At 60.7% G+C, this 24629-nt stretch carries 27 protein-coding genes; 10 read left to right on the top strand and 17 right to left on the bottom strand.

The window, feature by feature from the left end:
- Positions 1-61: 61 nt before the first annotated feature.
- Positions 62-814, bottom strand: a complete 753-nt coding sequence (locus tag P3C18_RS17080; RefSeq protein WP_275963027.1) for an AraC family transcriptional regulator — start codon at positions 812-814, stop codon at positions 62-64.
- Positions 815-1064: 250 nt separating this feature from the next.
- Between P3C18_RS17080 and P3C18_RS17075 the strand changes: the two genes are divergently transcribed.
- From P3C18_RS17075 to cmoB, 5 genes are all read left to right on the top strand, one after another.
- A complete protein-coding gene (locus tag P3C18_RS17075) occupies positions 1065-1799 on the top strand; it encodes a hypothetical protein (RefSeq protein WP_275963026.1) in 735 nt (244 codons plus the stop codon).
- Positions 1800-1839: 40 nt separating this feature from the next.
- Positions 1840-2235: a protease inhibitor I42 family protein gene (locus tag P3C18_RS17070; RefSeq protein ID WP_275963025.1), complete on the top strand. Its 396-nt coding sequence runs from the start codon at positions 1840-1842 to the stop codon at positions 2233-2235.
- 96 nt (positions 2236-2331) lie between these two features.
- Positions 2332-2997 carry a lysoplasmalogenase gene (locus P3C18_RS17065; RefSeq protein ID WP_275963024.1) on the top strand — a complete coding sequence of 222 codons (666 nt, stop codon included), beginning with the start codon at positions 2332-2334 and terminating at the stop codon, positions 2995-2997.
- 39 nt (positions 2998-3036) lie between these two features.
- On the top strand, positions 3037-3813 hold the full coding sequence (gene cmoA / locus P3C18_RS17060; RefSeq protein WP_275963216.1) for a carboxy-S-adenosyl-L-methionine synthase CmoA: 777 nt from the start codon (positions 3037-3039) through the stop codon (positions 3811-3813).
- Entirely contained in the window at positions 3810-4778 is a 969-nt protein-coding gene (gene cmoB, locus P3C18_RS17055; protein ID WP_275963023.1) for a tRNA 5-methoxyuridine(34)/uridine 5-oxyacetic acid(34) synthase CmoB, read from the top strand. Before cmoA ends, cmoB begins: the two co-directional genes overlap by 4 nt.
- Before the next feature lie 103 nt (positions 4779-4881).
- On the opposite strand, the gene pdxJ is transcribed toward cmoB, so the two are convergent.
- The 12 genes from pdxJ to rpoE all read right to left on the bottom strand — a co-directional run bounded on the left by pdxJ (position 4882) and on the right by rpoE (position 15328).
- Positions 4882-5628: a pyridoxine 5'-phosphate synthase gene (gene pdxJ, locus P3C18_RS17050; protein ID WP_275963022.1), complete on the bottom strand. Its 747-nt coding sequence runs from the start codon at positions 5626-5628 to the stop codon at positions 4882-4884.
- On the bottom strand, positions 5621-6319 hold the full coding sequence (recO, locus tag P3C18_RS17045) for a DNA repair protein RecO (RefSeq protein ID WP_275963021.1): 699 nt from the start codon (positions 6317-6319) through the stop codon (positions 5621-5623). The genes pdxJ and recO overlap by 8 nt, the downstream gene beginning before the upstream one ends.
- Positions 6320-6364: 45 nt before the next feature.
- On the bottom strand, positions 6365-7267 hold the full coding sequence (era, locus tag P3C18_RS17040) for a GTPase Era (protein ID WP_275963020.1): 903 nt from the start codon (positions 7265-7267) through the stop codon (positions 6365-6367).
- Complete coding sequence (gene rnc, locus P3C18_RS17035) at positions 7260-7949, bottom strand: ribonuclease III (protein WP_275963019.1); 690 nt, start codon at positions 7947-7949, stop codon at positions 7260-7262. The genes era and rnc overlap by 8 nt, the downstream gene beginning before the upstream one ends.
- Positions 7946-8323, bottom strand: coding sequence for a DUF4845 domain-containing protein (locus P3C18_RS17030; protein ID WP_275963018.1), 378 nt, complete (start codon positions 8321-8323; stop codon positions 7946-7948). The genes rnc and P3C18_RS17030 overlap by 4 nt, the downstream gene beginning before the upstream one ends.
- Positions 8324-8427: 104 nt before the next feature.
- Positions 8428-9282, bottom strand: a complete 855-nt coding sequence (lepB, locus tag P3C18_RS17025) for a signal peptidase I (protein ID WP_275963017.1) — start codon at positions 9280-9282, stop codon at positions 8428-8430.
- A gap of 6 nt (positions 9283-9288) precedes the next feature.
- Entirely contained in the window at positions 9289-11088 is a 1800-nt protein-coding gene (lepA, locus tag P3C18_RS17020; RefSeq protein WP_275963016.1) for a translation elongation factor 4, read from the bottom strand.
- A 147-nt stretch (positions 11089-11235) separates the two neighbouring features.
- Positions 11236-12672, bottom strand: a complete 1437-nt coding sequence (locus P3C18_RS17015; protein ID WP_275963015.1) for a DegQ family serine endoprotease — start codon at positions 12670-12672, stop codon at positions 11236-11238.
- Between the two features lie 28 nt (positions 12673-12700).
- Entirely contained in the window at positions 12701-13156 is a 456-nt protein-coding gene (locus P3C18_RS17010) for a SoxR reducing system RseC family protein (RefSeq protein ID WP_275963014.1), read from the bottom strand.
- Positions 13153-14100, bottom strand: a complete 948-nt coding sequence (locus P3C18_RS17005) for a MucB/RseB C-terminal domain-containing protein (RefSeq protein ID WP_275963013.1) — start codon at positions 14098-14100, stop codon at positions 13153-13155. Before P3C18_RS17005 ends, P3C18_RS17010 begins: the two co-directional genes overlap by 4 nt.
- A gap of 21 nt (positions 14101-14121) precedes the next feature.
- Complete coding sequence (locus P3C18_RS17000) at positions 14122-14715, bottom strand: anti sigma-E factor RseA C-terminal domain-containing protein (RefSeq protein WP_275963012.1); 594 nt, start codon at positions 14713-14715, stop codon at positions 14122-14124.
- Between the two features lie 31 nt (positions 14716-14746).
- On the bottom strand, positions 14747-15328 hold the full coding sequence (gene rpoE, locus P3C18_RS16995) for an RNA polymerase sigma factor RpoE (protein ID WP_090252003.1): 582 nt from the start codon (positions 15326-15328) through the stop codon (positions 14747-14749).
- Positions 15329-15697: 369 nt separating this feature from the next.
- Between rpoE and nadB the strand changes: the two genes are divergently transcribed.
- Entirely contained in the window at positions 15698-17314 is a 1617-nt protein-coding gene (gene nadB / locus P3C18_RS16990) for an L-aspartate oxidase (protein ID WP_275963011.1), read from the top strand.
- Here nadB and P3C18_RS16985 read toward each other — a convergent pair.
- Both P3C18_RS16985 and P3C18_RS16980 read right to left on the bottom strand, forming a co-directional pair.
- The gene (locus P3C18_RS16985) at positions 17283-17735 is read right to left on the bottom strand and encodes a protein YgfX (RefSeq protein WP_275963010.1); all 453 of its coding nucleotides are present in this window, start codon (positions 17733-17735) and stop codon (positions 17283-17285) included. The two genes, nadB and P3C18_RS16985, sit on opposite strands and share 32 nt — an antisense overlap.
- Positions 17719-17973, bottom strand: a complete 255-nt coding sequence (locus tag P3C18_RS16980) for a succinate dehydrogenase assembly factor 2 (protein ID WP_275963009.1) — start codon at positions 17971-17973, stop codon at positions 17719-17721. The genes P3C18_RS16985 and P3C18_RS16980 overlap by 17 nt, the downstream gene beginning before the upstream one ends.
- A gap of 250 nt (positions 17974-18223) precedes the next feature.
- On the opposite strand from P3C18_RS16980, the gene P3C18_RS16975 reads away from it, so the two are divergent.
- From P3C18_RS16975 to P3C18_RS16965, 3 genes are all read left to right on the top strand, one after another.
- On the top strand, positions 18224-19165 hold the full coding sequence (locus tag P3C18_RS16975; RefSeq protein WP_275963008.1) for a folate-binding protein YgfZ: 942 nt from the start codon (positions 18224-18226) through the stop codon (positions 19163-19165).
- Between the two features lie 50 nt (positions 19166-19215).
- Positions 19216-20052, top strand: a complete 837-nt coding sequence (locus tag P3C18_RS16970) for an HDOD domain-containing protein (protein ID WP_275963007.1) — start codon at positions 19216-19218, stop codon at positions 20050-20052.
- 67 nt (positions 20053-20119) lie between these two features.
- Entirely contained in the window at positions 20120-20881 is a 762-nt protein-coding gene (locus P3C18_RS16965) for a transporter substrate-binding domain-containing protein (RefSeq protein WP_275963006.1), read from the top strand.
- Between the two features lies 1 nt (position 20882).
- Here the strand turns inward: P3C18_RS16965 and P3C18_RS16960 are convergent, their stop codons facing one another.
- Together P3C18_RS16960 and P3C18_RS16955 are read right to left on the bottom strand one after the other, a co-directional pair.
- The gene (locus P3C18_RS16960) at positions 20883-22277 is read right to left on the bottom strand and encodes a sensor histidine kinase (RefSeq protein WP_275963215.1); all 1395 of its coding nucleotides are present in this window, start codon (positions 22275-22277) and stop codon (positions 20883-20885) included.
- Positions 22278-22290: 13 nt separating this feature from the next.
- A complete protein-coding gene (locus P3C18_RS16955; protein ID WP_275963005.1) occupies positions 22291-22962 on the bottom strand; it encodes a response regulator in 672 nt (223 codons plus the stop codon).
- A 371-nt stretch (positions 22963-23333) separates the two neighbouring features.
- Between P3C18_RS16955 and P3C18_RS16950 the strand changes: the two genes are divergently transcribed.
- Positions 23334-24605: an OprD family porin gene (locus tag P3C18_RS16950; protein WP_275963004.1), complete on the top strand. Its 1272-nt coding sequence runs from the start codon at positions 23334-23336 to the stop codon at positions 24603-24605.
- Positions 24606-24629: the final 24 nt, after the last annotated feature.

Genomic DNA, 24629 nt, shown 5'->3' with positions numbered 1-24629 from the left:
TCACGTTTGATCGGCAGCGCCCGCCTGCTGAGCACCGCCACCTAAGGTAGTCAGCGTGCGTTTATGCGGCGCTGCGCAGGCGTTTCGGGGTCAGGCCCAGGTAGCGACGCATGGCAGTGGTCAGTGCGCTTTGGCTGGAGAAGCCGCACTCTTCGGCGATGCGAATCAGTGGCATGCCGCTCTCGCGCAACAGCCGCACGGCGCGATCCAGACGGGTTTTCAGCAGGTACTGGTGCGGCGTCAGGCCGACACTATCCTTGAACTGCGCATGGAAATGACTGGGGCTCAGGCAAGCCACCTGCGCCAGTTCAGCGACGCTGATACGCCGCGCCAGGTGCTCGATGATGTAACTGTCGAGCCGCTCCAGATTCAGCGCCCCCACAGCCCGCGTGTGGGGTTCACCGAACAGGCGCAGGTGCAGGGCGCGCAGCAGCACGCCGCCCAACGCGCGCGGCAACAGTGGATCAGAGCCATAACGCTCCAGCTCAGCGCCGGCATAGCTCAGCAGGTTCTGGAAATCGGCATCCAGCTGCGGGTAACGCGGGGTTTCGAACAGACGGGTCAACAGTTGCAGGTCTTCGCTGGAGGTGCCCTGCTCATCCAGGTCGATGATCAGCATACGGTTATCGCCCATGCCCGCGAACTGGTGATCGGCATCCCCCGGCACCAGGCAGGCGCGCATGCGGCACACCTCGCCACCCCGGCCGTTCACCTCAAATTCGGCACGCCCGGCCAGCGACAGCACCAGTTGATGGTGGTCGTGGGTGTGCTCATGGGCCTGGTCATCAAGACGCATCAAACGCGCGTTGAACATGAAAAGTGCAACCCTGAAAAACAGAGGTGCAACTTTAACCCTTTGCCCGGTAAAACTGCAGCCCGCACGACAAATGGGCAGCGCCCGCACCAAAAACTGCCGGAACGATTAAAAGCGCCCAAATACAGGGCGAATAGACTGCAAACAGTGGATTGAAAACGCCTTAAACCGGGCCTTTGCGCGCTCTGGCAAGGGATTTGCTCAGTTTGCCTGCCCCCTTGCGCACCGTTCGGGTTCAGGAAACCAGCTTATGGCCCTCAGCATTGCTCTCGCCCTGGCATTGGCGCTGTTACTCGCCGGCCACTTCCTCAGCCAGCTCGCCGGCAAACGCCACCAGCAGCATCTCAATGAGCTGCAAGCTGCGTTGCTGCAACGCGCCATCGACCTGCTGCAGAACCTGCAAAAACACCGTGGCCTGGGCGCCCAGCAAGACCTGCCCAGCACCAGCCAGCGCAACGCCCTGGCCCGCCAACTCGACCAACTCTGGCTGAACTGGCCCGGCCCCAGCCTGGGGCTTGCACCACTGCAGCAGGACTGGCCACGCCTGCGGCGCAACCCGGCGGACTTTGCCGCCCACTGCCAGGTTATCGACGGCTTACTGGCGGTGATCGCAACACTCGAAACCCGCCTGCATGAGGCTGGTAACGCACACCTAGAGGGCATCGCCCAGGCCTGCCATGGCCTGGAAAACCTTGCCCGCCTGCGCGGCCTGAGCGTGCGGGCGGCCAATTACAGTCAATGCCCGCCAAACCTGAAACAGCAGATTCAGCAGCTCTGCCTGCAACTGGAGCAATCGCCCGTCGGCGCGTCCTTACAACAGGTGCTGCAGCGCCTGGAGCATGAACTGATCGACAGCCACGACGTACGCCTGGCACCTCACGAATGCTTTGCCCTGCTCACACCGCTGATCGACGAGTATGCCCAGCACTTGCGCGCGCCACTGCAGGCGACGTTCGCTGCACGGGCTCCCACGCAGCAGCCCTAGCAGCTATGCTGGCAGCCTCGACATTCGCCAGGAGCTCACCATGCTTGCCCCCCGCCTGACAGTGGCACTCAGCCTTGCACTGCTCGCCGCCTGCGCGCAAAAACCCAGCAGCGTCACCCTGGAGCAAAGCCAGCAGAGCAAATGCCCGCTGTCGCTGCACGTCGGCCAGCAATTCAATCTGCGCCTGCCGAGCAACCCCACCACGGGTTTTCGCTGGCTGCTGCGTGACTCTGCGCCACAGGTGCTGAAAAGCCTCGGCCCCGAGGTCTACAGCAACCCGGAAGACGCCGGCCTGGTCGGCAGTGCCGGGGTTTCCACCTGGCGCTTCGAAGTTGCCCAAGCAGGCGAGGGCCAATTGGCCCTGACCTACGAACGCCCCTGGGAAGTCGGCGTAGTACCGGCACAGCGCTTCACCTGCACGATCAAGGCGCGCTAACTGGCGCGAAATGCTGACCTGACTGGCACCCACGGCGTGGCCAGTTAATCCGCGACACGCCATAGTGCTGGCCTTTCGAGCATCAAGGACAAGGCCATGCGTTATCTGCTGCTGGGTTTGCTGGGCGCTGCAGTATTTCTCTATGCGCGGCTCAGCGGCCTGAGTGAACTGGGCTTGCTCAGCAAGGGCATCCCGGTCGTCGCTCTACTGCTATGGCTGAGAACGGCACCCAGCGGTCTGTATCGACGCTGGATCAGCCTCGGCCTGCTTGCCTCATTGGCGGGCGATATCCTGCTCGACTGGCCCGGTGATCTGTTTGTTTTCGGCCTCGGCGCCTTCCTGCTGGCGCACCTGGCCTATCTGCGCGCCTACCTGAGCGACTGCAAGCAACCCGCCTGGCTCGCCTTGCTGCTGGCCCTGGCCACGGGCGGCACGATGTTCGCCATCCTCGCCAGCGCCAATCTGGGCCCACTGCTGATCCCCGTAGCCTGTTACGCCCTGGCGATCAGCGCCATGCTCTGGCGCGCCCTCGCCCGTCTCGGTCAACCAGGACTGCCCAATACCTCAACGCGCCTGGCCGCCGCAGGTGCTGCGCTGTTTGTGCTGTCCGACAGCCTGATCGGCATCAACCGCTTTGTCGCGCCCTTCGAGACCGCGCCATTGGCGATCATGCTCAGCTACTGGCTGGGACAATGGGCCATTGCGGCCTCGGCCTTCAAACAGTCCGCCAAGCCATCGCCCATGCAGATTTGCGACCAATAGCGGCAATCAAAGTTTGGCTATACCGCGCACTTGGCTAAAATGCCCGGCTTTATCGACCAGTGCGTAGCCATCGTGAGCAAACAGCCCGACCGTCTTTTCGCCCAACCCCTGGCCCAGGTGCCGGACTTCGTGTTCAACGAAGATGTGGTGCGGGTCTTCCCCGATATGATCAAGCGCTCGGTGCCGGGCTACCCGACCATTGTCGAGAATATCGGCGTGCTCGCTGGCCAGTTCGCCCAGCCGCACAGCGTGCTGTATGACCTCGGCAGCTCCCTGGGCGCCGTGACCCAGGCGCTGCGCCGGCATGTGCAGATCGACGATTGCCGGGTGATCGCGGTGGATAACTCCAGCGCCATGGTCGAGCGCTGCCGCGAATACCTGCACGCGCAGGACTCGATGTTTCAGGAGTTGCTGCCAGTCGAGGTGCTTGAGGCCGACATTCTCAGCCTCACTTTTCAGCCAACCTCGCTGGTGGCGCTGAACTTCACCCTGCAATTTATCCAGCCTGAACAACGCCTCGAATTACTCACGCGGATTCGCCAGGCCTTGCTGCCCGGCGGCGCGTTGATCCTCTCGGAAAAACTGCAATTCGAAGATGCCGAGCAGCACGCCCTGCTGGGCGAGTTGCATATCGCCTTTAAACGGGCCAACGGCTACAGCGAGCTGGAAATCGCCCAGAAACGCAGCGCGATTGAAAAGGTCATGCTGCCCGATAGCCTGGAGCAGCACCGCGAACGCCTGCTCGCCGCCGGCTTCAGCCAGGTGGTGCCGTGGTTCCAGTGCCTTAATTTCGCCTCCTTGATTGCCCTGCCATGATCAGTCGCCTCGACCTCGATGCCCTGCAAGCTGCGCTTGCCGGCACACCCCTGCAGGACTGGGCAGCCGACCTGCCCGGGCAGATCGACGCCAAACTGGCGGTCGGCCATGGCGATCTGCCGCGCTGGTACGGCGCGGTACAGGCGCTGCCGGAACTGCACGTCGAACAGCTGGAGCTGATGCACAGCTTCACCTTCAACGGCCCCTGTGATGAACCCACCCGCACCGCGCTAAAAAGCGCCCTGCAGGGCCTGATTCCCTGGCGCAAAGGGCCATTTCACCTGTTTGGTGTGCATGTCGACACCGAATGGCGCTCGGACTGGAAGTGGCAACGAGTTGCCCCCTACCTTGATCTAAAGGGCAAGCGGGTGCTGGATGTCGGCTGCGGCAACGGCTATTACATGTGGCGTATGCTTGGCGCCGGCGCGGACAGCGTGGTCGGCATCGACCCCAACTGGCTGTTCCTTTGCCAATTCCTGGCGATGAAGAACTACCTGCCCGACCTGCCCGCCTGGCACCTGCCGCTGGCCTTCGAGGAATTACCCGGCAAGCTGCAGGGCTTCGACACGGTGTTTTCCATGGGCGTGCTGTATCACCGCCGCTCGCCCATCGATCATCTGATCGACCTCAAGGATTGCCTGGTCAAGGACGGCGAACTGGTGCTGGAGACCCTGGTGGTAGAAGGCGATGCGCAGCAGGTACTGGTCCCCGAGGACCGCTACGCGCAAATGCGCAACGTCTGGTTCCTACCCTCGGTGCCGGCACTGGAGCTGTGGCTGCGCCGCGCCGGCTTTGTCGATGTGCGCTGCGTGGATGTCAGCACCACTTCGCTCGACGAACAACGCTCGACCGAGTGGATGCGCTTTCAATCACTGCCAGAGTTCCTCGATCCCGCCGACCACAGCCGCACGGTCGAAGGCTTGCCGGCGCCCAGCCGCGCCGTATTGATTGCACGCAAGCCCTAACGTAGCAGGACGTAGGATGGGGCGGGCCGCGTAGGTTGAGCGCAGCAATACCCATCACCGGATCGATGGGTTACACCGCTGCGCGGCTAACCCATCCTACGTTTCAGCCGCGACCTGACGCCGCTACGATCAGCTGCTTCATCTCCACCACCGCCTGTTTGAAACCGACAAACAGCGCGTGTGCCACCAGGGCATGGCCGATATTCAGCTCGTTGATCCCGGCAATCGCCGCCACCGGCTCGACGTTGTGGTAATGCAAACCGTGGCCGGCATTGACGATCAGCCCGTGCTGCAGGCCGCAAGCCACTCCGTCGCGAATCCGCGCCAGCTCGCGCGCTGCCTCCTCTGGCGTGTGGGCATCGGCATAACGGCCGGTGTGCAATTCGATAGCCGGCGCGCCGACACGCTTAGACGCCTCAATCTGCTGAGGGTCCGGGTCGATAAACAGCGACACTTCGCAGCCGATTTTGCTCAGGCGCTCCACCACTGCGCGAATCCGCGCTTCCTGCCCGGCCACATCCAGGCCACCTTCGGTGGTCAGCTCCTGACGGGTTTCCGGCACCAGGCAGACGTGCTCGGGACGAATGCTTTCGGCGAAGGCGAGCATTTCCTCGGTCACGCCCATTTCGAAGTTCATCCGCGTCTGCATGACTTCCTTGAGCAAGCGCACATCGCGCTCCTGAATGTGCCGACGGTCTTCACGCAGGTGCACGGTAATGCCGTCGGCACCGGCCTCCTCGGCGTCCAGCGCGGCCTTGACCGGATCGGGATAACGGGTGCCACGGGCCTGGCGCAAGGTGGCCACATGGTCGATGTTCACACCCAGCAGAATACGATTGGCATCAGTCACGGCTTGGCTCCTTGAGCGTCATAAATAATTCGCGGCTGACCAGCGGCCTGCCGCCTAAATGGGGGGCCAGGGCCTGGCGCATCAGGCGTTTGGCGGCGGCCAGGGCACCGGGCGCAGTCCAGTCCGCTTCGGCCATGGCTAACAGCTCGGCCCCTTGAAAAGCTCCGGGTTGCAGCTGGCCAATCGGCACCAGCCCGGTTTCGGTCTGCAGTCGATATAGACCCGCCTCGGCTATAGGCTGACCTTCGCTGTCCAGATCCAGGGCGAAACCATAGCCCAGCTGATCCAGCAGACGCCATTCAAAAGAGCGCAGCAAGGGCTCCAGGGCGCGGCCCTGGGCCAGCGCCAGCACCGTCATGGCGTAGTGCTCGAACACGGCGGGGTGCGGGTCATCGGCGGGCAACAGGCGGATCAACAGTTCGTTGAGGTACAGGCCGCTGAACAGTGCCTCGCCCACCAGCAGATTGGGAATGCCTGCGGGGTCGAGGCGGCCGACGTTTTTCAGCTCGCCACGCCCGCGAAACTCGGCTTCCAGCGGAATAAACGGTCGCGCCAGGCTGCCAGCCTTGCCCCGCGCACCGCGCAACACAGCGCGCAAACGGCCTTGGGGGGTGAGAAAGTCCACCAGCGCGCTGCTTTCACGGTAAGCGCGGCTGTGCAGAACATAGGCAGGCTGACCAAGGGCAAGCATGGGGCTTACTCACAAAAGCGGGCGCAGGACGCGCCCGAGGGCGACTCAGATGTTGTCGTAACCCAGAGAGCGCAACGCGCGCTCATCGTCAGACCAGCCACTTTTGACCTTGACCCAGAGGTTGAGCATGATCTTGGAGTCGAACATCACTTCCATGTCCTTGCGCGCTTCCTGGCCAATGCGTTTGATCCGCTCACCCTTGTCGCCAATGATGATTTTCTTCTGGCCGTCGCGCTCTACCAGGATCAGCGCGTGGATATGCAGGATGCGCCCGTCGCGCTTGAACTCCTCAATTTCCACGGTGATCTGGTACGGCAGCTCAGCGCCGAGCTGACGCATGATCTTCTCACGCACCAGTTCGGCGGCGAAGAAGCGGCTGGAGCGGTCGGTGACCTGATCTTCGGGGAAGAAGTGCACGCCTTCCGGCAAACGCTCGCCCACCAGTTTTTCCAGGGTATCGAGGTTATGCCCATGCTGGGCGGAGACCGGCACGATCTCGGCATTCGGCAACTGGGTGGCCAGCCACTCCAGATGCGGCATCAGCTCAGCTTTGTCTTCAATGCGATCAGTCTTGTTGATCGCCAGGATTACCGGGCCTTCGACGTATTGAATACGCTCCAGCACCATCTGGTCTTCGTCGGTCCAGCGGGTGCGATCGACCACAAAGATCACCACGTCGACATCTTTCAGCGCCGACGAAGCGTTCTTGTTCATATAGCGGTTCAGCGCTTTTTCGTTGTTCTTGTGCAGGCCGGGGGTGTCGACATAGATCGCCTGCACCTCACCCTCGGTCTTGATCCCGAGCATGTTGTGCCGCGTGGTCTGCGGCTTGCGCGAGGTGATCGCCAGCTTCTGCCCGAGGATGTGGTTAAGCAGCGTCGACTTGCCCACGTTGGGCCGGCCGACGATGGCGACATAGCCACAGCGTGTAACAGGTGAATCAGTCATTGCCATTCTCCACACCCAGGGCGATCAGCGCAGCCGCAGCGGCCACCTGCTCGGCGATACGCCGGCTGGCACCCTGCCCCAGGGTTTTATCATTCAGTAAGGTAATCTGACATTCGACCACGAATGTCCGGCAGTGCGGCTCGCCCTGAATATCCACCACTTCGTAACGTGGCAACTCACAGCCGCGCGACTGCAGAAACTCCTGCAGACGGGTTTTCGGGTCCTTGTTGGTGTCGACCAGGGTCAGGCTGTCCAACTCAGTGGTCAGCCAGGCCAACACCCGCTCACGGGCCGCATCCATACCAGTGTCCAGATAGATGGCGCCAATAAGCGCTTCCAGGGCGTCGGCGAGAATCGACTCACGGCGAAAACCGCCACTTTTCAGCTCACCGGAGCCCAGGCGCAGGTACTCGCCCAGATCGAAACCACGAGCCAGAATGGCCAGGGTCTCGCCCTTGACCAGACGCGCGCGCAGACGTGACAGCTGCCCTTCACGGGCCAATGGAAAGCGCTGAAACAGCGCCTCACCAGCGACAAAGTTGAGGATCGCATCGCCAAGAAACTCCAGACGCTCGTTATTGCGCCCGGCGAAACTACGATGGGTCAGGGCCAGGATCATCAGCTCCTGGTCCTTGAAGGTATAACCGAGCTGCCGCTCGAGACGAACTAACGACGCACTCACGGCATACGCACGCGGAATTCTTTGTCGAAACGCACGACCAGATCGATATTCTCGATCAAAGGCTCGCGCTTCTCGTACTTAAGGTGCGCATGGAACTCGTTGTTCTCCACTTTTATCTTCAACGCTTCTTGCATATCCAAGTCACGGATGCTGTTGACCTGCATACCCTTGCTGACATGGCTGTAGAAGTCATTAATGCTACGAATCTCAGCAGCTTTATCGGTCTCAACCGAAGTAATGATCTTCTCCAACGACATATAGTCGAAGTAATGCGGCAACACCTTGAACGCCGCGCTGGCCAAAAAAGCGACCACAGCCAGCACCATCAACCAACTAAGAATCGACATTCCCTTTTGCGAATGCGCAGATTTCATATTTGTCCCCAAATTCGAGTTATGTGAAAGCCATTACGGCTGGAGGCAAGACTATATATAGCCTGCGACGCTGCATTTAACAGCGTCGCAAATTCGGCAGCAGGTCAGTGAATCAGACCTACGCGAGAGAAATTAGGCAGGTTGCTCGACTTCGGGTCCGGCCAGCTCATCCAGATGGCAAATGCTTTGCCGACGATATTCTGGTCCGGCACCATGCCCAGCAACGGCTTGGGGATGGCAGGGTCGTTCCAGTAACGGCTGTCATTGGAGTTGTCGCGGTTGTCGCCCATCATAAAGTAATGCCCTTGCGGCACCACCCACTCACGACCAGGCTCAACCCGATAACGCTGCATTTCCTTACGGATCTGGTGCTCTGCTTCACCGAGTTTCTCGTTATACAACGTCGCACTGCCCAGACTGCCGGGCTCATCGCCAATCAACTGCTGTGCTACAAGCTCACCATTGATGGTCAGACGCTTGTCGCTGCTGTAGGCAATCCGGTCGCCGGCCAAGCCCACCACGCGCTTGATGTAGTTGATGTTCGGATCGCTTGGGTAGCGAAACACCATCACATCACCGCGCTGCGGATCGCCTACTTCAATCACCTTGGTGTCCAGCACCGGCAGGCGGATGCCATAGGCGAATTTGTTAACCAGAATAAAATCACCCACTTCCAGGGTCGGCTTCATCGAGCCGGATGGAATCTGGAAGGGTTCGACCAGAAATGAGCGCAGTACCAGCACAATCGCCAGCACCGGGAAGAACGACTTGCCGTACTCAACCAGCAAAGGCTCTTTGTTCAAGCGCTCCAACACGGCCTCATCAGGCTCGCTGACCTGGCCATGATAGGTACTGATAGCTGCTCGCCGGCGCGGGGCCAGAAAGATCAGGTCGAACAACGCCAGCGCGCCACAAACGGCAACGGCGATAACCAGTAACAGCGGGAAATTGATCGACATAGGACCTTAACTATCCAACCTGAGCACAGCGAGGAAGGCTTCCTGTGGAATCTCCACGTTACCAACCTGCTTCATGCGTTTCTTACCGGCCTTCTGCTTTTCCAGCAGTTTGCGTTTACGGCTGACGTCACCACCGTAGCATTTGGCCAATACGTTCTTGCGCAGCGCCTTGACCGTAGTCCGCGCAACGATCTGCCCACCAATGGCAGCCTGGATCGCCACGTCGAACATCTGCCGTGGAATCAGCTCTTTCATCTTCTCGGTCAACGCACGTCCTTTGTAATGGGCGTTGTCCTTATGCACGATCAAGGCTAGGGCATCTACCTTGTCACCATTGATCAACACATCCAGCTTGACCAGGTTGGCCGACTGATAGCGATCGAAATGGTAATCCAGCGAGGCATAACCACGGCTGGTGGATTTCAGACGGTCAAAGAAGTCGAGTACCACTTCGTTCATCGGCAGGTCGTAGCGAACCTGAACCTGAGAGCCGAGGAACTGCATATCGCGCTGCACACCGCGTTTCTCGATACACAGGGTGATGACGTTACCCAGGTGCTCTTGCGGCACCAGGATGGTGGCCTGCACGATCGGTTCGCGGAAGTCCTCGACCGAGGAGATATCCGGCAGCTTCGACGGGTTATCGACGTAGATGGTTTCGCCGGTCTTGAGCACCACTTCGAAGATTACGCTCGGCGCCGTGGTGATCAGATCCAGGTCGTATTCGCGCTCCAGGCGCTCCTGAATGATTTCCATGTGCAGCATGCCAAGGAAGCCACAACGGAAACCGAAGCCCAATGCATCGGAGCTTTCTGGCGAATATTGCAGCGACGAATCGTTCAAGGTCAGCTTCTGCAACGCATCGCGGAAATCTTCGAAATCGTCGGAGCTGACCGGGAACAGGCCGGCATACACCTGCGGCTGGATACGCTTGAAGCCGGGCAGCACTTCGACGTTCGGCGTGGCGGCCAGGGTCAGGGTGTCGCCCACTGGCGCGCCGTGAATGTCCTTGATGCTGGCGATGATAAAGCCCACTTCACCGGCCTTGAGGTCGACCGTGGCAGTGTGTTTGGGGTTGAACACGCCGACGCTGTCGACCAGGTGGATCTTGCCGGTGGATTTGACCAGTACCTTGTCGCCTTTCTTAATCCGACCGTGGCGTACACGCACCAGGGAGACCACACCCAGGTAGTTATCGAACCAGGAGTCGATGATCAGCGCCTGCAGCGGCGCCTCAATATCACCGGTCGGCGCCGGAATCGTGTGCACCAATCGCTCAAGCACTTCATCGACGCCCAGGCCAGTCTTGGCACTGCAGGTCACCGCATCGGTGGCATCGATGCCGATAATCTTCTCGATCTCTTCCTTGACCCGATCCGGATCGGCCTGGGGCAGGTCGATCTTGTTCAGTACCGGCATGACCTCAAGGCCCTGCTCAATGGCGGTGTAGCAGTTGGCCACCGATTGCGCTTCCACGCCCTGACCGGCATCGACCACCAGCAGCGCACCTTCACAGGCCGCCAGGGAACGGCTGACTTCATAGGTGAAGTCGACGTGGCCTGGGGTATCAATAAAGTTCAGCTGATAGGTGATGCCGTCTTTAGCCTTGTAATACAGGGTGACGCTGTGCGCCTTGATGGTGATCCCGCGCTCGCGCTCCAGATCCATGGAGTCCAGTACCTGGGCTTCCATTTCACGATCGGCCAAGCCGCCACACATCTGGATAAACCGGTCGGCCAGGGTCGACTTGCCGTGGTCAATGTGGGCGATGATGGAGAAATTGCGGATATGACTCAAATCACTCACGGATCAACACTCAAAAAGGGCGCAGGCGACTGCCCGCTGAAAATAGCCGCGAAGTGTACCCGAAAGCCACCTTGCACGTCATCAAGGCCACACGGCAGCACTATGTAAAAGGGCGACCGAAGTCGCCCTTTTAGCCTACCTGCGCCGTTAATCGGCCAGTTTGAAGGTGATAAAGCTGGCGCGCCCCTGACGCAGCACGCGCATCGACACCGAACGATTCTTCGGCAGCGCCTGCGCCACTTCGGTAAAGGTCTTGGCCGAATTGATCGCCTGATTGTTCAGATGAGTGATCACATCACCCGGACGCAGGCCAATCAGCGCCGCCGGACCATCCTGCACCTCAGAGATAACCACACCGCCTTTCAGGTCGAGGCTCTTCTTCTGCTCGGCAGTCAGCTCAACCACCTTGACCCCAAGACGATTGCTGCTGCGTTCAACCCCAGGCGCAGCAGTCCCGGCCAAAGCCTCGCCGTCTTCAGGCAGCGCACCGATGCTCAACTTCAGCTTCTTGCGCGCACCATCGCGCACCACATCCAGCTCGGCACTGGTACCCGGCTTGAGCGCACCGACCAGATGCGGCAGGTCGGCAGACATGACAATCGGCTTACCATCCAGACTGAGGATCACATCGCCTACCTGCAAGCCGCCTTTGGCAGCCGGCCCTTCTTCCAACACCTGCGCCACCAGCGCACCGGCTGGTTTATCCAGGCCAAACGACTCAGCCAGATCCTTGTTTACTTCCTGAATCACCACACCCAGCCAGCCGCGACTGACCTTGCCTTCCGCCTTGAGCTGATCGGCCACATCCATGGCCACACTCATCGGGATGGCGAACGACAGGCCCATAAAGCCGCCGGAGCGGGTAAAAATCTGCGAATTGATACCGACCACTTCACCAGCCAGATTGAACAGCGGACCGCCGGAGTTACCTGGGTTGATCGCCACGTCAGTCTGAATAAACGGCACATAGCTCTCGTTCGGCAGGCTACGGCCTTTGGCACTGACGATCCCGGCGGTCACCGAGTGATCGAAGCCGAATGGCGAGCCGATTGCCAGCACCCACTCACCAACTTTAAGGTCTTCCGACTTGCCCAACTTGACGGTTGGCAGGCCAGCACCCTCAACCTTGAGCAGCGCAACATCGCTGCGCGGGTCAGTACCGACCAGTTTAGCTTCCAGCTCACTGCGATCCGACAGACGCACAATGATTTCATCGGCGTCAGCGATCACATGGTTATTGGTCAGCACATAACCATCAGCGGAAATGATAAAGCCCGAGCCCAGCGACTGGGCCTCACGCTGGCGCCCCCCGCCAGGTGCACGTGGCATCTGCGGAATATTGCGTTCGAAGAACTCGCGAAACATCGGCGGCAGGCCTTCCAGATCAGGCACATTAAGCTGACCGCTGCCAGCCACCGCGCGATCCGGCATCTTCTGCCGGGTGCTGATATTGACGACCGCCGGTGACGCCTGCTCAACCAGCTCGGTGAAATCCGGCAGGCTCGCCTGAGCAAACAGCGCCTGCCCCATCAGCAGCACGGCAAATAACGCAGTAAATGAAGATTTCAGACCAAGCTTCGACATACAACTCCCCATCAGGCCAGCAAAAGTCTTAAAACGCTGCTGCGGCACCACCAAGCAATGCACGCAACACCACAGGCTGCAACGCCGGATCACCGGCCGTAACGCGGCTGCGCCAGCGCACCGCGCAGCAGGCAAACAGAAACCCCAACAGCGCACTGAATATTACCCAGGGCTCGCTCAAGCCCGCCTGCTCAGCCAATACAGCCGCAGCAAACAAACCGAGCAAGGGCAGCAGATAAACCAGCAGCGAGCCGCGCACCAGCAGATCCTCGCGCACACCGATAATGACTGTATCACCCACATTCAGCTGCAGATCCGACAGTGCACGCACGTAACCACGACGGCCGCTCGCCCCGAGCTGATCAAGCAAGCCTTGGCCGCAGCCGGCTTTGACAGAGCAACTGGAGCAGGTGCTTTTACGCAGGGTTTCAACCCAGACAGCGCCAGGCTCAACAGCTACGACTCGCCCCTGCTCCTCGATCACTGCGCCACCTCAGCCACCGAACGCATGGATAAGGCCACTCGCTCAGCCGTACCTAGAGGAATTTCGCCAACCACGGTGACCATCACGTCGCCATCTTCGGTCTTCAATCGACGTGAAACCGCCACAGTCGGCCCCAGCTGAGTACGCACATCCTCAACGGCAGCGCCGCGCAGCGGCTCCATAAACACAGAGAAACGCGCCAGGCCATCTTCATACACCTGGCAGGCGACTGGCTCATCCGATGCGGGGCTGCGGCGCTGAGTAACCGAGCGCAGGCTAAAGCCTGGCGGCAGCCAATCCGAACGCCAGGCTTCTACCGCATCCACCTGGGCGGTAGACAAACGCACCGGACGGCAGCCTGCACCAGGCTCAAGGTTAGAGGCAGCGGGAGCTGCAGTTTGTAGTTGGGTAAACTGGAAACGCTCAAGCAACTGCCCCTTGTCATTGACCAGCAAGGACTTGAGCGGCAAGCCAGTTTGCTGATCAAGGTGCAGCTCGATGCCATAACGATGCTGATCGCGCGGCACCAGGGCCAATACGCTGGTAGCTCGCCCCGCCACGCGGGACTTGCCGAGCACACGCAGCTCATACCACTCACTCAACTGCTCGGCATTCAGCGCCCGGGCGGGCCACAGCTGGCTATCGATCAGCTGGTCAGCCAATGCACCACTGGCGCACTGCACCTGACCATCGACGCGCAACACCTCCTGCGCGGAACCATCCAGCTGTAGCAGGCGCTCTCGTAGCGCACCGCCCTCACCCACCCGATGCCAGATGCTGTGCGTCGAAAAGCTGCCATTACGCTCGTATACAAAGGTGCCCTGAAAACTTTGTGTGCGCTCGGCATCCGCCAGACGCTGCAACAAGGCACGACCTTCATCGGCAACCGCCGGCAACACCAGCCAGCTGCCCAGCAACAGAACGCTTAAAGGAATAAAGCGCATGCGATTCCTTAACAACGACCGTTAACGGTTTTCCAGACTGGCTGCGCGCGCGTAAGGCAGCGCACCTTCACTCGTACTCATGGCTGCCTGCTGCGCATGCTGGCGCAGATAGGCCGGCAAACGCTGCTCATGCCAGCCAGGCTGGCCCTGACCCACGGCACTGGCCGCAGGAGCAGACTGCTCTTCAGACGTATTGAAACCTGCCAGCATGGCCGGCCCGCTGACCTGAGGGATATTCAGCACCGGCTGATTGGACTGTTGCGCCAACTGCACACCGGTGATGTCGTCCTGGTTGTACATACGCACACCCGCCAGCACTGCAACGGTAACCGAAGCGGCAACAGCCAGACGACCGACGGTACGCCAAGGACCGCGCTGCACTGGCTGCGCAACCGGGGCAACATCGTCGGCCAGGGCGACGGACACAGCAGCGGCAATATCCAGGCGCGGCTCAAGCAACTCTTTGTGCATGACCGCCCGAGCAATCTGGTAACGCGACCAGGTTGCGCGCAGCTCAGGGTCATCACTGGCCGCCAGCACTCGCCTTAGTTCAAGTTCATCCGCTTGGTTATCCATCACCGCGGACAGCGATTCCTGCAGGGTTTCACGACTCATGGCGGTTCCTCTCTTGGCTGACGCCGCTGTCTCAGGTTTCCTGCAGCAACGGCTGCAGGGATCGATCAATAGCCTCACGCGCCCGGAAAATTCGCGAACGCACGGTGCCAACTGGACACTGCATGACGCTGGCAATGTCCTCGTAACTCAGACCATCAAATTCACGCAAGGTTAGCGCTGTGCGTAAATCTTCCGGCAACTGCTCGATACTGCGGTGCACGGTGGCCTCGATCTCGTCGCGCAACAGCGCGCGCTCCGGCGACTCGATGTCCTTGAGGGCATGGTCACCGTCATAGAACTCGGCATCCTCAGCACTTACATCACTGTCTGGCGGGCGCCGACCACGCGACACCAGGTGGTTCTTCGCCGTATTGATGGCGATGCGATACAGCCAAGTGTAGAACGCACTGTCACCACGAAAATTACCCAACGCCCGATACGCCTTGACGAAGGCTTCCTGCGCCACATCCTGTGCCTCATGGGTGTCATGCACAAAACGCACGATCAACCCGAGAATCTTGTGCTGATACTTGAGCACCAATAGATCAAATGCACGCTTGTCGCCGCGCTGTACGCGCTCGACCAGTTGCTGATCATCTTCCTGGGTTAGCATGAAAACTCCTCATAAGGTTTGAAGGAGCGCAACGCCAACCCTTTACTCGGTCTGCCAAAGTAGACTTGGGCATTGCGCAAAAGTTCTCTCCTTCAAACAAGCTTCCTGCAGAACACTTAAAAGTCCTGCACGGAACAGCGCAGCAAAGGGACTCCACTGCTGCGCTTGTAGTCTGGATCGCCCGCCGGCTAGGCAAAAACCGCAGGCCCGTTGCAAAGCCGACTGACCCAGGCGAATTCCCACTTAAACAACCGCCTATGGAACCCGAAACACTTAAAAAGTTCCCGAGTAACGCACTTGGTCATAAGCTGGCTATTGTGCCGTCCACCCCCTCTATATACTAGGGGCCGCTTTTCGCGGAATTCGGACATGAGCCAACATTACCAACACGACGTTCTGGTTATCGGTAGCGGTGCCGCCGGCCTGACCCTGGCCCTCACGCTGCCTGAGCACCTGCGCATTGCCGTCCTGAGCAAGGGCAACCTGTCCAACGGCTCGACCTACTGGGCGCAAGGCGGCGTGGCGGCGGTGCTGGACGACACCGACACCATCGAGTCGCATGTCGAAGACACCCTCAATGCCGGTGGCGGCCTGTGCCGTGAGGACGCCGTGCGCTTTACCGTCGAGCACAGCCGCGAAGCCATCCAGTGGTTGATCGACCAGGGCGTGCCCTTTACCCGTGACGATGAACACGCCCGCGAAGACGGCGGTTTCGAATTTCACCTGACCCGTGAAGGCGGCCACAGTCACCGGCGCATCATCCATGCCGCCGATGCCACCGGCGCGGCGATCTTCAACACCTTGCTCGAACAGACCCGCCAGCGCAGCAATATCGAATTGCTGGAGCAGCGCGTCGCCGTTGATCTGATCACCGAACGCAAACTCGGCTTGGAAGGCCAGCGCTGCCTGGGCGCTTACGTGCTCAACCGCGCCAGCGGCGAGGTCGACACCTTTAGCGCGCGCTTTGTAATTCTCGCCACCGGCGGCGCGGCCAAGGTTTATCTCTACACCAGCAACCCGGACGGCGCCTGCGGCGACGGTATCGCCATGGCCTGGCGCGCCGGCTGTCGGGTCGGCAACCTGGAGTTCAACCAATTCCACCCGACCTGCCTGTACCACCCGAAAGCCAAGAGCTTTCTGGTCACCGAGGCACTGCGCGGCGAAGGTGCACTGCTCAAGCTGCCCAACGGCGAGCGTTTTATGCCGCGCTTCGATGAGCGCGCCGAACTGGCGCCACGGGATATCGTCGCCCGCGCCATCGACCATGAGATGAAGCGTTTGGGGATTGACTGCGTGTTCCTCGATATCAGCCATAAACCGGCTGACTTTGTGAAATCGCACTTCCCTACCGTGTATGAACGCTGCCTGGACTTCGGCATCGACATCACCAAAGAACCGATTCCGGTGGTGCCAGCTGCGCATTACACCTGCGGCGGTGTAGTGGTCGACCAAAGCGGCTGCACCGATGTGCCCGGCCTGTATGCCATCGGCGAAACCAGCTTTACCGGCCTGCACGGGGCCAACCGCATGGCCAGCAACTCACTGCTGGAGTGCTTCGTTTATGCCCGCTCGGCGGCGGAGAACATCCTCGCCCAGCTGGAGCAGATCAGCATGCCCAGCGACCTTCCCAGCTGGGACGCCAGTCAGGTGACTGACTCGGATGAAGACGTGATCATTGCGCACAACTGGGACGAACTGCGGCGTTTTATGTGGGACTACGTCGGCATCGTGCGCACCAACAAGCGCCTGCAGCGCGCCGAGCACCGGGTGCGCCTGCTGCTCGACGAAATTCACGAGTTCTACAGTAACTACAAGGTCAGCCGCGACCTGATCGAACTGCGCAACTTGGCCCAGGTCGCCGAGCTGATGATCCGTTCAGCCATGCTGCGCCATGAAAGCCGCGGCCTGCATTACACCCTGGACTACCCGCAGCAGTTGGCCGAAGCCAAGGACACTATTCTGCTGCCGCCCACCTATGGCGACTGAACTTCAGCCGCACCCGTAAGCGCCGGTGCTGATCACGGGCCAAGCTGTCGCGGGCGATGCAGACCGAGCGCACGCGGCGCTGCCCAGCCAAACGAAAGCGCAGCAGCACAATCAACGGCAAAGCCAGACTATCGGGGTGCAACTCGATGGCCTGCCAGCCCTGCGCCGTGCTGTGCACCTGCCAACCATCGGCCGTGTAGCGCAGCGCTCGGTAGGCCTGCGGCGAACTCAACAGCAGATGGCGTGGCAGCACCCAAGCGGCATGGGCGACACAGAAGCCAATACCGAGCAAACGCGCCCAGAGTGGAATGTCTACCAGCGCCAGGCTAAGCAGCGCCAACCCCTGAATCAGGGCATAGCAATCCAGCAGCTGCCGTGAAGGCTGCCACCGGCATTCGAAGCCGTCACTGGGGCTGAACACGATCCAGAATCATCCGAACCATACGCTTGAGATCGGCGTCTTCCGGCTCGCCGCGCTGCATAAACCAGCCGAACATATCCTGATCTTCACATTCGAGCAGCTTGCGATAACGCTCGCGGTCAGCCTCGTCGAGGTGCGGATACACCTCTCTGACAAACGGCACCAGCAGCACATCCAGCTCCAGCATGCCGCGGCGGCTGTGCCAAAAAAGACGATTGAGTTCAACCGAGTCGACCATGGAAATGCTCCTTGAAAAAATGGTACGGAACCATTTTTAACGTCGCTCAGCGACGGCCCGAAGGGTGGCTGCCACGGATGGCAGGCCATAAATAAGGCGCGCAGTATACCGATGAAAAGCCCCCCTGTTGACCGCGCACATCACCCGACCAGGCAATGCCCTCAAGCGAAGCTGCGGCAAGCGCTGACAAGCCGCGAGGCGCGCTCTATGATGAGCCCCCTAACTTTTATCCAGCGATACCTAATCCACCATGGCCGATACCGCGTTTTACTGCACCCTCAGCCACGAAGGCATCCTCGCCGTGCGCGGCCCGGACGCCAACAAGTTTCTCCAGGGCCAAGTCACCTGCAACCTCAATTACCTCAACGACAGCCACTCCAGCCTAGGTGCGCGCTGCACCCCCAAGGGCCGCATGCAGTCGAGCTTTCGCATCCTTAGCGTGAGTGACGGCTACCTGCTGGCAATGGCCAGCGACTTGCTGGAAGCGCAACTGACTGACCTGAAGAAATACGCTGTTTTCAGCAAATCCAAACTCACCGACGAAAGCCAGGACTGGCTGCGCATCGGCCTGAGCGGCGGCGATGAAGCCCTGCGCAGCCTCAGCCTGGAGCTTGCAGAAACCGCCGACAGCGTCGCGCGCAGCAATGAGTTGCTGGCCCTGCGCCTGAGTGATGGCCGCGCCGAACTCTGGATACCCGCCAGCCAAGCCGCAGCCGTACAGGCGCAATTGGCCAGCCAACTGCCGCAAGCACCGCTGAATGACTGGTTACTGGCGCAAGTGCGCGCTGGGATTGGCCAGGTCATGGGCAGCACCCGTGAGCTGTTTATTCCGCAGATGATCAACCTGCAGGCCGTGGGCGGCGTGAGCTTCAAGAAAGGCTGCTACACCGGCCAGGAAATCGTCGCGCGCATGCAGTACCTGGGCAAACTCAAGCGTCGCCTGTATCGCCTCGAGCTGCATGACAATCAGCTGCCAGAGCCCGCCACGGCGCTGTTTTCGCCCAGCCACACCTCCAGCGTTGGGGAAGTGGTGCTGGCCGCGCGCAGCCCGGCCGGCGTCGAACTGCTGGCCGTGCTGCAGGACGAAGCCGCCCTGAATGGCGTGATTCACCTGGGTTCTGCCGAAGGCAGCACGCTGAGCGTGCTCGATTTGCCGTATACACTGGACGCAGACCGCGAAATACAGCGCTAAGCACTTACTACACTGATTACTATTGCCTGACCGCCTAAAGAGAATTGCCCATGAGCAAGCTTGCCGAGAAAGTCCAAAAGGAACTGATCCAGGCCATCGACAGCGATGAACTGGTACTGCCGACCCTGCCAGAGGTCGCGCTGAAAGTCCGCGAGGCAGCAGAAGACCCGGACATCGGCATCCCGCAACTGAGCAAGGTGATCGGCAACGACGCCGCCCTGACCGCGCGCATCATCAAGGTGGTCAACAGCCCACTGCTGCGCACCAACAAGGAAATCACCGACCTGCAGATGGCCGTCGGTCGCCTCGGCATCAATTACACCTGCAACCTGGCCACGGGCCTGGCCATGGAACAGATGTTCCAGGCCACCAGCGATGTGGTTGACCGCAAAATGCGCGAAGTGTGGAACAAAAGCACGGAAATCGCCGGCATCTGCCACGTTCTGTGCAAACACTACACCCGCCTGCTGCCGGACCAAGCCACCCTCGCCGGCCTGGTGCATCAGATCGGCGTACTGCCGATCCTCACCTACGCCGAAGAGCACAGCGAGCTGCTGGCCGATTCGATCAGCCTTAACCACGTGATCGAGCAGATCCACCCGATCATCGGCGACAAGATCCTGCGTACCTGGGAATTCCCCGAGCTGATCGCCATGGTGCCCGGCCAATACCTGGACTTCACCCGCGACAGCGCCAAGGTCGATTATGTCGATATCGTCCAGGTCGCCACACTGCAGAGCTACATTGGCAGCGAACACCCCTACACCAAACTGGACTGGAGCCAGATTCCAGCGTTCGCCAAGCTCGGTCTTGACCCAAACCAGAACCTCAACGAAGACGAAGACCTCTCCGCCGCCATGGAAGCAGCCATGAGCATGCTCCAGTAAAGCCCTCACGCGCATGCAGCCGAATGCAACTAGACTGAATACAGTCCCCGCAATCGGCATACGGCTCATGCGCACTCTGCTGTTATCTGCCCTCTTCAGCCTGTTTTGCGGCGGTCTCGCGGCTGCCGACTCAGTGCGCCTGACCAACGGTGAATGGCCGCCTTATCTGGGCGAACAACTGCCGCACAAGGGCGTCGCTTCACGCATCGTCGCCGAAGCCTTTGCCCTGCAAGGCATCAACGTGGACTGGGAATTCCACCCCTGGGCACGTTCCCTGCAACTGGCCGAGCGCGGCAAACGCGACGGCAGCGCAGTATGGCTGCACAGCAGCGAACGGGAGGAAAAGTTCTTTATCAGCGAGCCGGTGGTGGAAAGCGGTTACTACCTGTTCCACCGCAAGGGCTACAACTTTGACTGGCAGCAGGTCAGCGACCTGCAAGGCCGGCGCCTGGCTGGCACGCGCGGCTATGACTACGGCGAAGCCTTTCAGCAGGCTGAAGCCAGCGGGCAACTGCGGGTCAATCGGGTGACCAGTGATGAAACTGCGTTTCGCCAACTGATTGCCGGCCGCGTCGATCTGTTCCCCATGGACAAGGTGGTCGGCTTCGACATGCTGCATCAGCACTTCAGCGCCGCCGAACGTGCGCAGCTGAGCTTTCACCCCAAGCCGTTGCGCAGCGACAGCCTGCACCTGCTGCTCTCGCGGGAAGTGCCCGGCAATGCCGAGCTGATCGCCCGCTTCAACCAGGGCTTGGCGCAACTGCGCGAAAGCGGCAAGGTCGCCCAGTACCTATTGGAAATCCAGCAACCGCTTAGCCTGGCGCCCTGACTCAGGCTTGCGCACTGGCGAATGCGACACGCACCAACAAACCGTGCGGCTGCGCCTGATGCAGGCTGATTTCAGCCTGATGCGCGCGGCATATCTCACCGACAATCGCCAAGCCCAAGCCTGCCCCAGAGCCCTTGTTGCTGCGCCGATAGAAGCGCGCAAACACCCGCTCATGCTCTTCTGGCGGAATCCCTGGGCCGTCGTCTTCGACCTCCAGCACCCCAGCCGGCAGTACCCGCAGAATTACATTGCCGCCGGCTGCGGTATGCGCCAGGGCGTTATCCAGCAAATTGCACAGCAGCTCGTTGAGCAAGGTTGGCTCACCGCTGACCCACACCGGTTGCTCGGCCTCCAGAGCCAGGGAAATACCCCGCGCATGGGCCAGTGGCGCCAGCGCCATACCCAATTCGCGTGCCAGCTGGCTGAGATCCAGACGCTGCGCGCCGCCCTCGGCAATCGCCCGTGCGCCGCTTTCGATACGCGCCAGCGAGAGCAATTGATTGGCCAGATGGGTGAGTTTGTCGGTGTTCTGCGCGGCTTCCTCCAAGGTACTGCGCCAGATCGACGGTTCCTGCGCACGTAAGCCCAGCTCGACCCGCGCCTTGAGCGCCGCCAGGGGCGTGCGCAGCTCGTGGGAGGCATCGGCGATAAATTGCGACTGGCGCTCGAACAGATTACGCAGACGGTCATTGAACTGGTTCAGCGCATCGATCAACGGGCGCAGTTCACGCGGCATGCCGAGATCCGACAGCGGCTGCAGATCGTCGCTGGTACGCGCCGCCACGCTGCGACGCAAGGCTTCCAGCGGGCGCAACGCGGCGCTTACCGCCAGCCACACCAGCAGCAAGGCACTCAGCGACAGCACACCCATGCGCAGCAAGGTGCCAAGCAACAGCTCGCGGGCCATGCGTTCACGCGCGCCCTGGGTTTCCGCCACGCGGATTTCTGCCACGCCATTGACCCCCGGATCGCTGACCGGCTGCAGCAGGCTGACCACCCGCACGCCCTGGTTGCGGTATTCGGCATCGTAGAAATGCGCCAGCGCCGGGTAATCCTCGGTGCGTTTGGTGCCGGGCGGTGCCGGCGGCAGGTCTGCGTAACCGGACACCAGCGCGCCCTGCACATCCAGCACCTGGTAGTAGATGCGCCCGGCACTGTCATAGGCAAAGGTGTCCAGCGCCACATAGGGCACATTGGCATTCAGCCGTTCGGCGGTGGTGTACAGGCCATCGGCAATCGCCCGCGCCGAGGCCAACAGGGTGCGATCGTAGGCGGTATCCGCAGCATGCCGCGCGCTCCAGTAGGCGCTCAGGCTGCTGACCAGCAGAATCAGCGCCAGCAGCACCGCTAATCGGCGGATCAACCGCCCGCGCAGGCTGCCCGGCTGGTTTCCCATGGGTTTGCCGCGCTCAGTCACCAACGGCCTCCAATAAATAGCCCAGACCACGGAAGGTGACGATTCGCACCCCGCCGCCTTCGAGCTTTTTGCGCAGGCGATGGACGTAAATTTCGATAGCGTCGCTGCTGGCATCCTCATCCAGACCAAACACCTGGGCGGCCAGTTGCTCCTTGCTCATCACCCGTCCGGGCCTGGCGATCATCGCCTCCAGCACCGCCTGCTCACGGGAGGTAAGGGTCAGCAGGCCATCGGCCAGGGTAAAGCGCCGGGTATCCAGGTCATACAGCAAATTGCCGCAGCGTTGCTGGCGTTCGCCACCGAGCACGGTGCGACGCAGCAGCGCCTTGACCCGCGCCTCCAGCTCGCTCAGTTCAAAGGGTTTGGCCAGGTAATCATCGGCGCCCAGGTTAAGGCCATGCACACGGTCCTTGACCTCGCCACGGGCGGTGAGCATCAGCACCGGTAGGGTATTGCCGCGCTCACGCAAGCGCGCCAGCACCTGAAATCCGTCCAGGCGCGGCAGGCCAATATCGAGAATCGCCAGGGCGTAATCCTCAGTGCTCAGGGCCATATCGGCGGCCACGCCGTCATGCAGCATGTCCACGGTCAACCCAGTGCCACGCAGGGCCTGAGCCACGCTTTCAGCCAGGGGCAGATGGTCCTCGACCAGCAGGATTCGCACGGTAATGGCACTCCACAAACTTGTTGTTATGCGCCCAGTGTAACGGCGCACCCCGGGGGCCGTCGCAAGCGATGTGAAAAAACGCTCCAGGCGTTTCTTTGTGGCCTGCCATCCCTGGCGGCCACCCTGCAGGCCGTCGCAAGCGACGTCAAAAAACGCTCCAGGCGTTTTTTTGTGGCCTGCCATCCCTGGCGGCCACCCTGCAGGCCGTCGCAAGCGACGTCAAAAAACGCTCCAGGCGTTTTTTTCAAGCTGAAAGCCTGGTGAAAGCTTGACCCCCTAGCATCGGTTTCAGGTGGCTCGATCCACCGACCTGAACGACTGACGCAGTGGTGCGCAGCCGTGACAAAAACAACAATGGAGACCACAGGATGCCGACTGCATCTCATCAGGCGCTTGCGCCTGCTCACCTGCTTAGCCTGGCAATCGCCGCCGCGCTGCTTGCCCCCGCTGCCCATGCCGATTTTATCGCTGACAGCAAAGCCAGCCTGACCACCACCAATATCTACCTCAACCGTGATTTCCGCGAAGGCACAAGCAGCCAGCAGAACAAGCGTGAAGAATGGGGCCAGAGTTTCTGGCTCGACGTTCAGTCTGGCTACACCGAAGGCACCGTGGGTTTCGGCCTTGATGCCCTGGGCCTGGTTGGGGTCAAACTGGATTCCGGCGGCGGCCGCACCGGCACGGATCTGCTGCCGGTGCAGGACGATGGCGGCACTCCAGATCAGTTCGGCCGCCTGGGCCTGACTGCCAAGGTCAAGGTCTCCAATACCGAGCTGCGCTATGGCTCGCACGTTCCAGAACTGCCCGTGGTCAAGGCCAGCGACAGCCGCCTACTGCCGCAGGTGTTCGAAGGCGGCCTGCTGACCTCCAGCGAACTCGACGGCCTGACCTTTACCGGCGGGCGCCTGGACAAGGTGATCGACCGCGCCTCGACCAACTCCGAGGAGCTGATCCTCAACGCCAAGAACAAGCGCTTCGCTGCCGGCATCAGCGCTGACCATCTGGACCTGATGGGCTTCGACTACAGCTTCAACGAGCAACTCAAAGGCCGCTACTACTTCGCCGATCTCGACGATATCTATCGCCAGCACTTCTTCGGCCTGCTCGCCAGCCAACCGCTGGGCAGCGGCACCCTCAGCGCTGATGTACGCCTGATGCTGAGCAAGGACAGCGGCGCAGCCAATGCCGGCAAGATCGATAACCGCGCCTTCAACGCCATGCTCAGCTACGCCATCGACGGCCACAAACTGGGCCTGGGCTTTCAAGACATGAGCGGCGACACCGGTTACGCCTATATCGATGGCAGCGACCCATTCCTGGTCAACTTCGTGCAGATCAACGACTTCGCCAACGCCGACGAGCGCTCCTGGCAGGCCCGTTACGACTACGACTTCGGCAAGCTCGGCGTACCCGGCCTGAGCTTTATGACCCGCTACATCAAAGGCAGCGACGCGCAAATCGCTGGCACTGATGACACCGGCGGCGAGTGGGAGCGCGACATCGAGGTCAAGTACGTGGTGCAAAGCGGGCCGCTGAAAGATGTCTACGTGCGCCTGCGCAATGCCAGCTTCAAATCCGACTTCGCCCGCGATGCGGACGAGAACCGCGTCATCGTCGGCTATACGCTGCCGATCTGGTAACCCACAATAATCGGGTGTTAACAA

Origin of the sequence: Pseudomonas sp. 1928-m (assembly GCF_029269135.1) — a bacterium.
Lineage (GTDB): Bacteria > Pseudomonadota > Gammaproteobacteria > Pseudomonadales > Pseudomonadaceae > Aquipseudomonas.
Note: the sequence above shows the minus strand (reverse complement) of the source record. Positions and strands in the feature narration are given on the sequence as shown.